The following is a 12,963-nucleotide window of genomic DNA, read 5'->3' on the forward strand; positions in this document are numbered from 1 at the left end:
ACGCTTCTAGTAGGAGATAAACGCAAATGTGACTTTTATAACATAGGGGTTAAAAATTCATTAAAGTGAGGTCAAAAAATGGTCTACATCAGCCAAATAGATCATTGCTTTAATTGTTCATTCACTTGTTTTTGAATCACGCGCAATCGTGTGCGTAAAGGGATAAATAAAATATAGATTAACGCTAATATTTTGCATTATTTATCTTAAATAATATTTTATATTCAATAGTATTATTTTAGTAACCTCAAGTTTGTTTCATATTTTTTAAAAAAATACTTTCTATATTATGTATTAGTTGTATTTTTGTTAGGTACCAAGGCTGCTTGGCCAAGAGTACGATGCTTATGAAAATTACGCCATGCTGGTCAACCTGAGGATGGATTCGCTCAGGTTGATCAATGGTGATCATTATGGGATCGATAAGGATATTGTTAATTTTTTAGAAGGAGATATTAGGGTTCATCTCTTCGGCTGTGGCTTAGTTTGTTGCAGTTTGATCCAGCAGGCTAAAACAACACATCTTTATACTCCGCATTTTTATCAAACACACTCTTCGCATACGGGCAGAGCGGCATAATTTTCACGTGTTTGTTTCTAGCAAATCCAATTCCTGCCAATACTAGTTTCTTGGCTAATCCTTGTCCATCAAACCCGTTCTTGACTTCGGTGTGGTCAATAATAAATTTGGAATCGCCCGCCCAGGTATAGGTCATTTCGCCGGCGAGCTGCTCATCTACAAAAATTTCAAATTTCCCTTTTCGTCCATCGTTCTGTTTAATCTCAATCATGGTTTTCTATATTAAATGTGTGATCGTTTGTTTTCATCGATGCGATATTGCTGATGGGCACCTCCCTCAAGCTATTTGACTGTCACGAGTAGTTCGCTTTCAGCTATAGCCGCAGGTGTCAGAACCAGCATCTCCCATGGAATGGCGTTTCCATAGCGCTTTTTCAATTGGCTGCGTACGAGCGTGTGATCAACATGAAGCTCCTTCATTTTTTGTAATCGTCCAATTTTGAGACCGGTAGCCTCTTCATAGACCTTATAGACCAACTCGGAACAATACATACGGTCATTTGTCCACGCAAATGCTGCGTCGTAAGGCTTGCCTTCATACTGCTTCAGGGATACTTTCATTTTGGCTAAAGCTTCCTTGTCAAGCAGCGTTTGGGCATGGCGTAAGCGTTTAATATGAAAGGTTTTATTCATGCCTTGCGCAATCCAATTTTTTAAAAGCGTCTTCTTAACCGGCTGCACGGCCTCCCATACATAGATTTGATTGTGCTCACGCCATATGATTCCGCAATGCGAATAGGGCGAACCTGTGGCCAACATAATGGCTTTACTTTGTTCGGAAAGGGAGGTTTGGAAAATGATATCGCCACTTTGAACGACATCCCACGAGATGCTGTCTCCGTAAAGGCTACTATGTGCTGAGGCAAGCAGATCAGTGCGCGCAACGGTGTAGCCCGTGCTAAGAAACAGCATCAAGCCAAAACAGCAATACTCCCAACCTTTTTCCATTGTTATGCAATTTATGCTAAAAATAGTAAAAAAGATGTAAAGTCTTTAGCTATGCATGGCCATGCTCATCCCGAAGCGCTGCAACTTCCGCATGCGCATTTTTTTGAACTTCCAACTGGCTCTTGATCATAGCGGATAGTTCTTCAGGCATATCCTTTGCCGCCTGCCATACATCTGTATAGATCTTCTCGAACACAGCTTCGCCTTTTTCACAAGATTGAAGGACGCTGTAACGATCTTCGCCGGCAATGCTCACACGTACATCCATCCACATGCGATAGAGTTTTCCCATGCTGCTATTTGTTTCGGCAGGTTGCTCGCCTTCCCGCACAAGTAGGGGCGTCAACGCCGCTTTGAATTGCTGCGACTGCTGTCCAAGCTTTTCAAATAATGATATGATGTCTACATCGTTTTCTGCATCTACAAGGTCTATTGCCTTGGCATATCCCGCTATTCTGTCGTTGTTGATGGCAATTAAATCCTTCAATAGCGCTGTGTCTTTGTCGTTTAAATTTCCCATACCTGCTCGCTTTTTTATTTAAGACAATGTTTGACCGGTTTTGATTGACGTATTGCATAAAAAAAGTATATTCTCATTTCTTATCCGTATTACTACCTCAGGCGCTTGAACTTGGCGACATAGCGTGCTATATTTGTGCTTTATGGACGAAAAAATGAAAAAACAGCTTTTTACCGCGGGGTTGATTGTACTTCGCAACAATGCTATATTGTTAGCATACAGCCGGAATAAGCAAGCGTGGTATCTACCCGGTGGAAAAATCGATGCTGGTGAATCTGCAAAGGAGGCCTTGCTCAGAGAGATCCAAGAGGAACTAGGATTAGGTCTGGACGGAGATAAACTGACGTATTACGGTCATATTACCGCGGATGCGTACGGGGAAGAAAATCTGGTTATGGAGCAGGACTGCTTTTTATATCCCGCTTTGGAAGATATGCGAGCGAGCGCGGAGATCGAGGCCGTAGATTACTTTACGCTGGAAAGTTACAGCCGTCAAGACGTTCAGGTGGAGGGTGTTCTTGTAGCCTTCAAACGATTATTAGCGGATAATCTTTTATCTCGCTAAGGGTTGTCGTTGGTGCATGCTCCTTATTCAAATGTTTTTCGCTGGCTATCACCCAGCAGATCGGTGGAGAATAGAAACTCTTTAATGTTAGCCCGTAGCGCTGGCGATGTAGCAGTCGCGTATTTTTCTAAAACGATCGCAAGATCCTCTTCTTTATTGCCGTTATATCCTAACATAGCGGGAGCATTGTGCTGCACCGTCAGTCGCAAGAAATGTATCTCCAACATACCTGGTTCTGCGTGGATAGCCTGTTCGAGGTAGTCTTTTCCTTTCTTGAACGCATTGAGCTTCTTTAGCGGCGATGTTACATGCTCGGGCCACACCGCATAAAAGGCGCCCGCGTAAGCAAGCTCCAGTGCTGTAGGAGATTGCATACGGTCAATTATGTCCAGCTGTTTTTTACAAAGAGCAGCATCTTTCCTTGCTTTTGGATAGCTCTCGCGAAATTGCTGAACATTGTTCTGGGCGTAGCTCACCGAAAAAGTAGCGAGCACTATGAATAGAACGAGTAAAGATTTTCTCATGTCGATTTCTCCTTGTCTTAGGTTAACGTGAAATATACAGAATAGTTTCCACGACTTGTTTTCCATAAATTGTTTCCATTTTCACGATTTGTTGATCGAAATTGTTTTGCATTTGCGCAGTTTTGCTATTTGTCGAATCAAAAGGTCGTGTTCCAATAACAATTTTGGATCTGTTTCCGGATTTCGCTTAATATTTGTAGGTTTGATAAGCAAAAAGCCTTAAAATATGAAACGTCAATTAACGCTGTGGGATGCAATAATGATTGTGATGGGTTCCATGATCGGAAGTGGTATTTTTATCGTCAGTTCTGACATGATGCGGCAACTTGGATCCGGATATTGGCTTTTTACGGTGTGGATTTTGACGGCGGTAGCGACGGTCTCTGCGGCGATATGTTATGGTGAGCTGTCTTCTATGTATCCGCGGGCTGGCGGTCAGTATGCCTATCTAAAAGAAATTTTTGGTCGTATGACTGGATTTCTCTATGGGTGGAGTCTTTTTGCAGTGATCCAAACGGGTACGATCGCAGCGGTTGCAGTCGCTTTCGGTAAATTCGCAGGCTATATCTTTCCCGCTTTGAACGATGCGGCGCCCATTTATCAACACGGTACATTTATGATTACCTGGATGCAAATCGTTGCTATCGGCGTGATCCTTTTACTCACTTATATCAATACAAGAGGACTGCATTCCGGCAAATTAGTGCAGTCTATTTTCACGGCTGCCAAAATTATCGCATTGGTGGCGCTGGTATTTGGTGGTATCAATCTCATGCAAAAAAGCTTATTTGCGGAAAATATGCAATTCGGCTGGTCAGCTTTTCAACATACTGGGGAAGGGGGAGGATGGAACGCTATTGATGGCACGACCTTGTTGGGAGGTATAGCGGCGGCCATGGTCGGAGCAATTTTTAGTAGCGTGGCGTGGGAAAACGTTACGTTTATATCCGGGGAAGTGAAAAATCCAGAGCGTAACATTGTACGGGCGATGGTCATTGGAACCTCGCTTGTCATGCTACTTTATCTGTTGTGCAACTACGTTTACACAGCAACGCTCACACGTGATGAAATAGCCTTTGCAGCAAACGACCGGGTGGCTATAGCCGCAGCAGAAAAATTATTGGGTAAACACGGAACGCTAGCCATGGCGCTATTGGTTATGGTGTCTACCTTCGGTTGTGTGAACGGCTTGGTACTTTCCGGAGCGAGGGTTTTTCAAACGATGGCCAAAGATCGTCTTTTTTTAAAACAGGTTATTCCAAATAATAGTCGAGACGTGCCCGCAAGATCGTTATGGCTGCAAGGCGCTTGGGCTTCCATGTTGTGCCTTAGTGGGCAATATGGTAATTTGCTGGATATGGTCTCCTTCGTGATTGTTATTTTCTATATGATCACCGTGTTCGGCGTCGTTTACCAACGCTGGAAGGCACCAAAAATGGATAGACCCTATAAAACGTTTCTATATCCACTTCCTATCTTCATCTATTTGTTGATCGGCATCCTATTTTGTGGTTTGCTCATTGTGTACAAGGGCGAGTATACCTGGCCCGGATTTATTCTGGTACTGGTCGGAATTCCTATTTACTACGTTTTTAACCGGAAGGCTCATGTGTAGCACTGTTGCTGCCTAAAAATAAATGTTTACGCTCGCCAAGCATCGAGGTGGCGATGGTATAGAATTTGTATTGTTTCTCGGTAAATAATAATAACCTGTCTATATGGATACGACTACAGATCTGTCAAATTTAATCTACCGAATCGATACCAAAGAAGCACTGGACCAGATGATCAATAGCCGGTACTTTGGCGAGCGTGTTTTTGTCGATCCGCCTACGTTACATACGGAATTGAAAAACCTCGTCAGGCTGGCAAACGACCTATTTGTCTACGGTGAAGAAAATCGGAGCACAAAATCTTTTTTTGATATTTCGGACGTTAGCGACTACACGTTCAAAGGACCATTTTGTCATGTTATGAACTATTTTTCGAGGAAGGTTGAATTTATTCGCAATGGTGCCGATCCGGGAGAATATACCGATGAGGATCTTGAGCATTTCTGCGATGATTCGGTAAGCAATCCGATGGTTCATTTTGGTAATTTCACCATCGGTCGTCGCCTCTAGCGCACGTAAATCGAATAATGGCCCGGGATAGCATGCAGTACGGGCCTATTTCCAGCGCAGCCCGGGTGAAGGCTACACAGCACACACATCCCTATCAGGGTGCTGTACTATTCATGGATTTAGCGATGATCAATATAGACAACCTACCGAATACGTGCTGCTCATCCTGTTCCCAAGAGCTCGTCCAGCTTTCTGTGCTGGTGATCAGCAGATCATAGTGGTTTTCAAGGGGCAAGTTGGCCGCCTGTCGCTCGCTGCTGATCACGTTGTTTGGGAAGTCGTTTTCCAATTTGTGAACGCGTTCCGCTAACGGGCTTTGCTGCAGCCCGGCTTTCATAAAAAGCAACTCAATTTGTGAGTCGTTGCAGCGTATTAAGCGTGTGGCAAAGGACAAAAGGTGTAGATCTTGCTTTCCGAAGATGGGGATCAGAATACGTTCGGCAGATTTGAAATTTTTGTTGATCAAGATTGCTACAGGGATCTGAACCTTGGTAATAATTTGCGTAAGTCCTTCGTCAAAACTATGCTTTTTGAAAAGTTGTTCCTTACCTGTTACGGTATTCATCAGTTTCTCCGGGTTGATGAGTCGCGTCGTAAAGCCCAACACATTACCCAGCAGCGTACCTTTGTAGATGGATTGTCCAAGCCCCACAAGAAGTAAATCAAAACGTTCTTCGTTATTCACGACGTCAATGATTTCTGCGTCAATGTCCGAGGACATTTTAAACATTGTAGTAAGCTCCCTATCCAACACCTTAGACTCTTCAAAGAGCACTTCAAATTTTTCCCGCTCCAATTGATCGGTGTCATAGTGATGCAGTTTTTCACTATCCACAATATGCATGGCGGTAATTTGGGTGTTTTCCGATTCTGTCTTACTTAGGTTGTGGGCTAGCCGAAATAGCGCTCGACCGGATTCGGGGTTGCTAAATGATATCAGGACTTTAAAATGCTCGGTTACCTTTTGGATCACAGTGTCTCCTTTTTTTCTTCGAAAAAGCCAGTCAATAAAGTCTAAGGTTGGCCCGGTCATAAACGTGGTTGCTAAAGCCATGATAACCATCATCGAAAACAACTCGGGGGTAAGCACCCCTAGGTCATAGCCAATGTTTAGGGCAACAAGTTCTGTCAGCCCGCGGGTATTCATCAGGGCCCCAATGGCGAGGCTATCTCGCCAGTTTTGCCCAACAAATTTAGCAGCGAGTGCACTACTGACGAACTTACCTACCACAGCAACCGCAAAAATAAGCGCTGCTATTTTCCAAAGGTAAGGCTCGTTTAATAAGCCTATTTGTGTGCGAAGGCCTGTGAATACGAAGAATAATGGTAGTAACAATACGAGCGCTACATCTTCAACCTTTTCAATGAATATGTTCCGGAACTTAATGTTATCTGGCATTATAGCGCCGGCAATGAATGCACCGAACAATGCATGTATGCCTATGATTTCGGTGGCGTAGGCAGACAGAATGAGCACCAGGAAAAAAATCGCCACGATGCTTTTGCTCAGGCTTTCTTTCGAACTGTTCAACTCGCCGATACGCAGCAAAAACGGGCGTACCACCCGTATCATAATGATGACATATAAGATGGCTAATACGATGGTGTAAGCCGCACTGCCAAACGACCCCGCTTTGACGATGGCAATAACAGCGGCTAAAATACACCAAGCCGTGATATCGTCAGCAGCGGCGCAGGTGATCACAATTGTACCAAGCCTCGTTTTATTTATTCCCCTTTCCTGCACGATACGTGCCAGCACCGGGAAAGCGGTAATACTCATCGCAATACCTGCGAAAAGGCCAAACGAAAGAAACTGCACGTTGGCCGGTGCAAACTGGTCGTACAAAAAATACGCTAACCCTAATCCCATAACAAATGGCATAATGATGCTCGCATGACTGATGACCACTGCGTCATGCGCCTTATGCTTCAAGATTTTCATGTCAATTTCCATCCCCACGATATACATGAAGAGAATAAGTCCGATCTGACTGAGGAATTGAAGATTGCCTAACGACTCCTTGGGGAAAAGGGCTGCTGAAAATTCGGGGAAGTACATGCCGATGAGGGAGGGGCCAAGTACGATGCCGGCTATCATTTCTCCGATAACGGCGGGTTGTTTAATTTTTACACATATCCAAGAGAATAGCCGTGCAACAAGAATAATCGTCACAATCTGTGCAAGCAGAATAGCCAGAGGATGCTGGATGTTATGAACAAGCGATGTCAAAAAATCTGACCATTGGTTGTTGTCACCCGTTGGTATTGTTATATGTTTACCACTTTCCAGCTTTACGCCGTTGAGGATAATCCAATACATCAATAGGGAAAAAACACCTATTATCCCCACATAAAATATCGCATTCCTGAATTTTCTCATCGCTATCGTTTGACCAGTCCTTGTATGATGCAATGATACAGGTAAGGTATTGATCTGGCAATTTGTATCGTCAATTATGGAACAAGAGCGGAGTATTTTGTAATGAAGCGAGTGGATAGACCCTCGTTGCCGGAGTAGCGGTAAGGCTTAACCTATCATAAAAGCCCTTTTTTTGTGGGATGAAGGGTTTAACGAAATGGGGTCGGTTTCGTTCCAAGGGCGGCAGCAGCTGCAATTTCTTCAATTCGCCGCCGTCTTGTTTCGGGCTTCTTAGCCAAGACGGTCCATTGCAGCAGTGCTTTTCTACTCGACTTACTGAGGTTGCTGAAAAATGAATACGCTTCGGGTGCTTTCATAAGTGCTGCTTCCAGATCGGCTGGAATATGAAAAGCCTCTACTTCGTCCAAGACCGTCCAAGATCCGTTTTCCTTGGCAATCGCTATTGCCCGGAAGCCCGCAGCAGCCATCAAACCGCTTGCTATCAACTGTTCAATTTTTTGTTTGTTAATCTTGGACCAGGTGCTTTTCGCCTTTCGTTTCCCAAAGAATTGTACAGAAGAATGTTCATCTACCGATTGTTTTATGCTATCAATCCAACCGAAACATAAGGCTTGGTCGACCGCCTCCGTCCATGGAACACTTGGCCTGCCGGACTTCTTATTGAAGCATATCATCCAAACACCGTCTGCTGTAGCATGGTTTTCCAGCAGCCATTTCCGCCAGGCCGTAGCATCTGAAAAATGTATCTGTTGTATCTCCGTGTTGGGCATAGAAAGGATATGATGTACACAAAGTACTTAAAAAATGGCAACGGATAAAAATATAGCGCGAATAAATCTTTAAAGCTACTGCCGTATAATGACATATTATCCATAAAACTTAATACCGATTTAACATGAATAGGGTTAAATTGCGTGATGTTAATACTATTCATAGGCCTCGTTGCACTATTGGCTGTCGTAGCTATGTGCAACATGGATTCGATAAAGAAAGCCTTTTTGTTTCTGGTACTGCTATTTATTTGTGGACTGACGATTTACCTGTTCATCCATTATCCGGGTTGGTCGGCGATTGTTATCACCCTGATGATTATCGGCGGAATTCGGTTCGGTAGGGTGCGCTAGCTGCCCGTGTATTTTTCATCTAAACTTGCTATCTTCGCACCATAGACTATGGAATATACATTTCGAAAAGCAACCTTAAATGAAGGAAGCGCCATTTGGGCGATCTTGCAAGACGCCATTGAACGAAGAAAGGCAGACGGCAGTGCGCAATGGCAAGATGGATATCCGAACCCAACCGTCGTTGCGCAGGATATCGAACATGGGCAAGGCTTCGTTTTGCTTGATGGCGAAGAAATTGTTGGGTATACAGCGGTATTGATCAATGATGAGCCCGCCTATACGAACATCGAGGGTAAATGGCTCAGCGATGCGGATTTTGTCGTTTTTCATCGGGTAGCCATTAGCGCAACCCACTTGGGAAAAGGGCTTTCAAAAGTGATGCTTTCCGAGATAGAGAGATTTGCATCGGCGAATAATATCCGTAGTGTACGTGCCGATACAAACTTTGATAACGCTGCTATGCTAAAGCTATTTTATCGTGCAGGTTATAGGTACTGCGGCGAGGTTTATTTTCGCGGCAGCGCGCGAAAGGCGTTCGAGAAAGTATTATAACATGTGGTGGTTGCTGTTGTTATATAAGCGCTTTAAAATGCTTCTCCGTTAAAGATATAAAAGTTAGCGCCTTCTCGTGTAAACCCTACATCAAAACGGATGTAGATATCTTTTTTCGGGAACAACAAATAACGCAAGCCTACACCGCCAGCTACCCGTACATTGCGCATTTGGAAACCACCTAAGGTTGGGGACACCGCTCCTGCGGACGCGAACACGGAAGCGCCCAGCCTTTTACTGAAGCCGAAAGGCAACATACGGTATTCCGCTTGGACGGCTATCAGATTCCTATCGCGATAACGCCCCAGGTAGTAGCCGCGCATAAGTCGGTCGCCACCCAGCATCGTTAATTGGTTGAAGGGCACCTCTCCATGTAGGAATTGACCCTTCACTTGCCATGCCAAAACATTGTTTTTTGCTATTTTATGAAACGAGCGAACCTCCATATTGACGGTACCGAAGGAGTAGTCACTTACAAACCCGGAGAATGTCTTGAGATAAGCAAGCTCCGCAAACAACCCCTCCCGAACATTTAATACATTGTGTCGATTGTCATACACTAGACCTAAGCCGAATCCGAGGTTTTGGGTACCGTCGCCGCCGACGGGGATTGGATAGGGGCTTCCCTCTTCCGGCTGCTCGAAGTTAACGCCAGATAGCAGTTGATAATCTAGTTCCGGGCCGACAAACAGATTCTTTTTTATCCGCCGGAGTACGCGTTGCTTAAAAAGCACCTGGAAAGCATCTACCACAGCCGGGTGATCTCCAGCTGTATTGGGGCCAATGCCGTAATAGGATAGTGGAAATTTTTGAATTTTGGTTTCTCCCAGAAAAAACCACTTATCTTGATCGCCATAAATGGCATTATCCAGCACAATTCCATACTGACCTTTAAATGTGAAAAATGTGAAAGCCTGCATTTCACTGAGCCGATTTAATGTGTCACCTTTCGCATAAAATAGTTTTAAGATGGAGGCGCCCAGCTCTACACCCGTTTCCGGCGCCGACGCAAAGGTGGGATACACAGTAAGCGTTGACTTTTCTGCCGACGTAGTATCGTTGATAATGGAGTTAACGTAGCGACCCACCCAACCATTTTTAAAACCCTGTGCTTTTGCTGTGGATAGTCCTAAAATACCGTACAAGAAAAGAAAAAAGAATGGATTGCGCTTCTTCATTCGCGTGTTTTAACATTTACTTTAACCGCTTAAAAATAGATAAAAGATGCTGAATCACCGTAAGGCTGATCCGATATTTTTTAAAATAATTGACTAATATAGCCTGAAAGTCAAATAAGGAGGTTTTTCTTCCTTTTCCCAAGTGCGTCTTACTGTACAAAGCTTTTTTTCACGGTAAAAAATGATCAGTTGAAGCAAGATGCTTACCTGTACAGTATATACCGTGTTTACGCTAAGTCATAAAGCTTTTGATGTTCTTGCTCATTTTCGTTGGTTAGCGCTACGCCGCGTGAGCTTTGAACCCCTTCATTTGGTTGTAGGACGGTCTTTTTTTTGTATTTTTACGAAAAAACATATGCTGTTGCAGACGCTTGAGCAGGAAGTCGATAACACGCGAAAATGTCTACGGGATATTCTCCAGAAAGTTACTCATTTTAAATTGGCCGCTGATTCACGGAAGATGGATATCTTACGTTTGTTTGTTCTTAGACGGGCATGGCGGCATGGTAATTTCATGACGGATAGCTAGATGAGCGTATTGTCACGACGGGTATCGATTCGTTTCACGACCACGCAGCTTTATTAAATAGATGCTAAAATGAATACAGGATTTGAAATTCAGCCTTATGTTGGCGTTGGACCTCTAAAATTTGGTATGACACAGGAAGAGGTCGCAAAAAAACTGGGTAAACCTGATTCTATTCGGGATCAGGGTGACGAGATCAGAGAATCTCGAGCGGGTCACGACCTACAGGTGGTTTACGCGAAGAATGGGGGTGGGATTGTAGAAATGGGGTTTGGTAGTGGTATAAGATCATTGCACTACGATGGTATTTACGTTTTTGAAGAAAAGCCACTCGATGTGTTGACGCATATCACCGCGTCAGGAAGTAAGATTTATGAACTCTTGGGATTTTTAGTTCTCTTGGATATGGGCATCACCTTTACGGCCTTTCATAATCTAGACGATGATGGCGAAGATGATGATAATGGAGAAAAAGCTGTAACCGTATTCAAATCAGGTCGATGGGATAATTTTCGAGATAGATTATCTGAATATAAGATTTAAACCCGTTAAAATACCTCTGACGGAATAAAAAAATCAGCAATATCCGTTGTTGCAGATTGCTCTACACGATTGCGACAGATTATTGAAAGGTCGATAAGTATTTATCAATTTTTTTTTTTTAATATAAGTCCTAGTAGGGCTTATTTTTTTTTGATGAAATATTTAATAAATTGCATTAATCAATTTTAAACAGGTAAAACGATATATGTCAATATATGCACAATATAGTCCAGAGGAATTATTTTTCTTGGTGCAGCGAGATGATAACTTAGCATTTGACGAACTGTACCAACGAACATGGCTGAAGCTTTTCGTAAAAGCCAATTCACGGCTCAATAATGAGCTTCTCGCTAAGGATATTATACAGGACCTTTTTGTCGATTTGTGGAATAAACGGTCTTCGAAACGTATTGAATCAGTAGAGAAGTACTTGTATCAAGCTGTTAAATATAAGGTCATTGATCAATTTCGCAGGCGTACCATGCGATTTGAAGTTGTCGAAGACTTTATTGATACCTTGTGTGATGTGGAGTGTGCAGATGGTAGAACGCTGGAAAAAGAATACCATGTGTTCGTAGCAAACTGGATAGCTTCTTTACCCAAAAAAAGACGTCAAATTTTTACACTACGATTTATAGAAGACAAGACTACGCGTGAAATTAGTAGTATGCTTAACATATCAACCAAAACAGTGCAGAATCAGCTCCTCAATGCAACAATGCTTTTGAAACAAATGCTTAAAAAAATCATGTACGTATTTCTTCTGCTTGCTATATATCACGTTCTTAAGATATCAACAATTATATAAGCTACGGTAAACAAGCTTTTCATTCTTAATAGAATCTTATTTCATCATCTTTAAAACTACGAAGTACGCATAATGGAAAGAAAAATGAATACGCCATTCGAAATACAGCCCTATGTCGGCGTTGGATCGCTGAAATTTGGCATGACCGCCGATGAGGTGGCCGCGGAAATAGGGCTTCCCGATCATATTGAAGATCAAGGCGATGAGATTATGGAAATTCGAGAAAAAAAAGATTTCGACGTTGTCTATGCAAAGGACGGAACGGGAGTGGTTGAAATGGGTTTTGGTAGCGGTGTAAAATTATTGCAGTACGACGGTATGTATGTTTTTAAAGAAAAACCACTAGATGTTTTGAAGCATATCGTAGGGTTGGGAAACAAGCCTTATGAAAGTCTTGGATTCTTAATTTTTTTTTAATGTTGGTATCACCTTCACGGGATTTCATGATTTGGATGAAGATGATGAAGACGACGATAATGGCGAGAAAGCGGTAACGGTATTCAAGCTCGGTAGATGGGATGATGCGCGGTATCCAGGAGGGTACATGGTATAAGCATAAAAAAGGTTTGGGCCGCTAGGTAAACCGACA

15 protein-coding genes are annotated in these 12,963 nt (G+C 43.1%); 8 read left to right on the plus strand and 7 right to left on the minus strand.

The window, feature by feature from the left end; translation table 11 throughout:
* Positions 1-509: 509 nt before the first annotated feature.
* The 3 genes from B0I21_RS00715 to B0I21_RS00725 form a co-directional block, all read right to left on the minus strand.
* Positions 510-791, minus strand: a complete 282-nt coding sequence (locus tag B0I21_RS00715; protein WP_243835905.1) for a GNAT family N-acetyltransferase — start codon at positions 789-791, stop codon at positions 510-512.
* A gap of 71 nt (positions 792-862) precedes the next feature.
* Positions 863-1,528: a YiiX family permuted papain-like enzyme gene (locus tag B0I21_RS00720; protein WP_133638432.1), complete on the minus strand. Its 666-nt coding sequence runs from the start codon at positions 1,526-1,528 to the stop codon at positions 863-865.
* A gap of 49 nt (positions 1,529-1,577) precedes the next feature.
* A complete protein-coding gene (locus B0I21_RS00725; protein WP_133638433.1) occupies positions 1,578-2,048 on the minus strand; it encodes a PA2169 family four-helix-bundle protein in 471 nt (156 codons plus the stop codon).
* Positions 2,049-2,202: 154 nt separating this feature from the next.
* Between B0I21_RS00725 and B0I21_RS00730 the strand changes: the two genes are divergently transcribed.
* Positions 2,203-2,613 carry an NUDIX hydrolase gene (locus B0I21_RS00730; RefSeq protein WP_133638434.1) on the plus strand — a complete coding sequence of 137 codons (411 nt, stop codon included), beginning with the start codon at positions 2,203-2,205 and terminating at the stop codon, positions 2,611-2,613.
* Positions 2,614-2,636: 23 nt separating this feature from the next.
* Here B0I21_RS00730 and B0I21_RS00735 read toward each other — a convergent pair whose 3' ends face one another.
* Entirely contained in the window at positions 2,637-3,137 is a 501-nt protein-coding gene (locus tag B0I21_RS00735; RefSeq protein ID WP_133638435.1) for a hypothetical protein, read from the minus strand.
* A 226-nt stretch (positions 3,138-3,363) separates the two neighbouring features.
* Between B0I21_RS00735 and B0I21_RS00740 the strand changes: the two genes are divergently transcribed.
* Together B0I21_RS00740 and B0I21_RS00745 are read left to right on the plus strand one after the other, a co-directional pair.
* Entirely contained in the window at positions 3,364-4,752 is a 1,389-nt protein-coding gene (locus B0I21_RS00740; protein ID WP_133638436.1) for an APC family permease, read from the plus strand.
* A 103-nt stretch (positions 4,753-4,855) separates the two neighbouring features.
* Positions 4,856-5,260 carry a hypothetical protein gene (locus B0I21_RS00745; RefSeq protein ID WP_133638437.1) on the plus strand — a complete coding sequence of 135 codons (405 nt, stop codon included), beginning with the start codon at positions 4,856-4,858 and terminating at the stop codon, positions 5,258-5,260.
* A 94-nt stretch (positions 5,261-5,354) separates the two neighbouring features.
* Here B0I21_RS00745 and B0I21_RS00750 read toward each other — a convergent pair whose 3' ends face one another.
* A complete protein-coding gene (locus B0I21_RS00750; RefSeq protein ID WP_133638438.1) occupies positions 5,355-7,643 on the minus strand; it encodes a cation:proton antiporter in 2,289 nt (762 codons plus the stop codon).
* Between the two features lie 188 nt (positions 7,644-7,831).
* Entirely contained in the window at positions 7,832-8,413 is a 582-nt protein-coding gene (locus tag B0I21_RS00755; RefSeq protein ID WP_133638439.1) for a YdeI/OmpD-associated family protein, read from the minus strand.
* 147 nt (positions 8,414-8,560) lie between these two features.
* On the opposite strand from B0I21_RS00755, the gene B0I21_RS00760 reads away from it, so the two are divergent.
* Both B0I21_RS00760 and B0I21_RS00765 read left to right on the plus strand, forming a co-directional pair.
* Positions 8,561-8,767 carry a hypothetical protein gene (locus B0I21_RS00760; protein WP_133638440.1) on the plus strand — a complete coding sequence of 69 codons (207 nt, stop codon included), beginning with the start codon at positions 8,561-8,563 and terminating at the stop codon, positions 8,765-8,767.
* Positions 8,768-8,815: 48 nt separating this feature from the next.
* The gene (locus B0I21_RS00765) at positions 8,816-9,319 is read left to right on the plus strand and encodes a GNAT family N-acetyltransferase (RefSeq protein ID WP_133638441.1); all 504 of its coding nucleotides are present in this window, start codon (positions 8,816-8,818) and stop codon (positions 9,317-9,319) included.
* Positions 9,320-9,351: 32 nt separating this feature from the next.
* Here B0I21_RS00765 and B0I21_RS00770 read toward each other — a convergent pair whose 3' ends face one another.
* Positions 9,352-10,497: a BamA/TamA family outer membrane protein gene (locus tag B0I21_RS00770; protein WP_133638442.1), complete on the minus strand. Its 1,146-nt coding sequence runs from the start codon at positions 10,495-10,497 to the stop codon at positions 9,352-9,354.
* Between the two features lie 598 nt (positions 10,498-11,095).
* Here B0I21_RS00770 and B0I21_RS00775 point away from each other — a divergent pair.
* From B0I21_RS00775 to B0I21_RS00785, 3 genes are all read left to right on the plus strand, one after another.
* Positions 11,096-11,566 carry a hypothetical protein gene (locus B0I21_RS00775; protein ID WP_133638443.1) on the plus strand — a complete coding sequence of 157 codons (471 nt, stop codon included), beginning with the start codon at positions 11,096-11,098 and terminating at the stop codon, positions 11,564-11,566.
* Positions 11,567-11,771: 205 nt separating this feature from the next.
* Positions 11,772-12,374 (plus strand): RNA polymerase sigma factor, encoded by a 603-nt coding sequence (locus tag B0I21_RS00780; RefSeq protein ID WP_133638444.1) that lies wholly within the window; start codon positions 11,772-11,774, stop codon positions 12,372-12,374.
* A gap of 72 nt (positions 12,375-12,446) precedes the next feature.
* Positions 12,447-12,791: a hypothetical protein gene (locus tag B0I21_RS00785; RefSeq protein WP_133638445.1), complete on the plus strand. Its 345-nt coding sequence runs from the start codon at positions 12,447-12,449 to the stop codon at positions 12,789-12,791.
* The last annotated feature ends 172 nt before the right edge of the window (positions 12,792-12,963 follow it).

Source organism: Sphingobacterium paludis, from assembly GCF_004364125.1.
In the GTDB taxonomy this organism is placed as follows: domain Bacteria; phylum Bacteroidota; class Bacteroidia; order Sphingobacteriales; family Sphingobacteriaceae; genus Sphingobacterium; species Sphingobacterium paludis.

What these genes read in the sequence shown, in the direction of transcription:
- B0I21_RS00720 (WP_133638432.1), bottom strand. Translation starts at nt 1,528, where the DNA reads ATGGAAAAAGGTTGGGAGTATTGCTGTTTTGGCTTGATGCTGTTTCTT.
- B0I21_RS00745 (WP_133638437.1), top strand. Translation starts at nt 4,856, where the DNA reads ATGGATACGACTACAGATCTGTCAAATTTAATCTACCGAATCGATACC.
- B0I21_RS00750 (WP_133638438.1), bottom strand. Translation starts at nt 7,643, where the DNA reads ATGAGAAAATTCAGGAATGCGATATTTTATGTGGGGATAATAGGTGTT.
- B0I21_RS00760 (WP_133638440.1), top strand. Translation starts at nt 8,561, where the DNA reads ATGTTAATACTATTCATAGGCCTCGTTGCACTATTGGCTGTCGTAGCT.
- B0I21_RS00735 (WP_133638435.1), bottom strand. Translation starts at nt 3,137, where the DNA reads ATGAGAAAATCTTTACTCGTTCTATTCATAGTGCTCGCTACTTTTTCG.
- B0I21_RS00715 (WP_243835905.1), bottom strand. Translation starts at nt 791, where the DNA reads ATGATTGAGATTAAACAGAACGATGGACGAAAAGGGAAATTTGAAATT.
- B0I21_RS00775 (WP_133638443.1), top strand. Translation starts at nt 11,096, where the DNA reads ATGAATACAGGATTTGAAATTCAGCCTTATGTTGGCGTTGGACCTCTA.
- B0I21_RS00725 (WP_133638433.1), bottom strand. Translation starts at nt 2,048, where the DNA reads ATGGGAAATTTAAACGACAAAGACACAGCGCTATTGAAGGATTTAATT.
- B0I21_RS00740 (WP_133638436.1), top strand. Translation starts at nt 3,364, where the DNA reads ATGAAACGTCAATTAACGCTGTGGGATGCAATAATGATTGTGATGGGT.
- B0I21_RS00785 (WP_133638445.1), top strand. Translation starts at nt 12,447, where the DNA reads ATGGAAAGAAAAATGAATACGCCATTCGAAATACAGCCCTATGTCGGC.
- B0I21_RS00780 (WP_133638444.1), top strand. Translation starts at nt 11,772, where the DNA reads ATGTCAATATATGCACAATATAGTCCAGAGGAATTATTTTTCTTGGTG.
- B0I21_RS00755 (WP_133638439.1), bottom strand. Translation starts at nt 8,413, where the DNA reads ATGCCCAACACGGAGATACAACAGATACATTTTTCAGATGCTACGGCC.
- B0I21_RS00730 (WP_133638434.1), top strand. Translation starts at nt 2,203, where the DNA reads ATGAAAAAACAGCTTTTTACCGCGGGGTTGATTGTACTTCGCAACAAT.
- B0I21_RS00770 (WP_133638442.1), bottom strand. Translation starts at nt 10,497, where the DNA reads ATGAAGAAGCGCAATCCATTCTTTTTTCTTTTCTTGTACGGTATTTTA.
- B0I21_RS00765 (WP_133638441.1), top strand. Translation starts at nt 8,816, where the DNA reads ATGGAATATACATTTCGAAAAGCAACCTTAAATGAAGGAAGCGCCATT.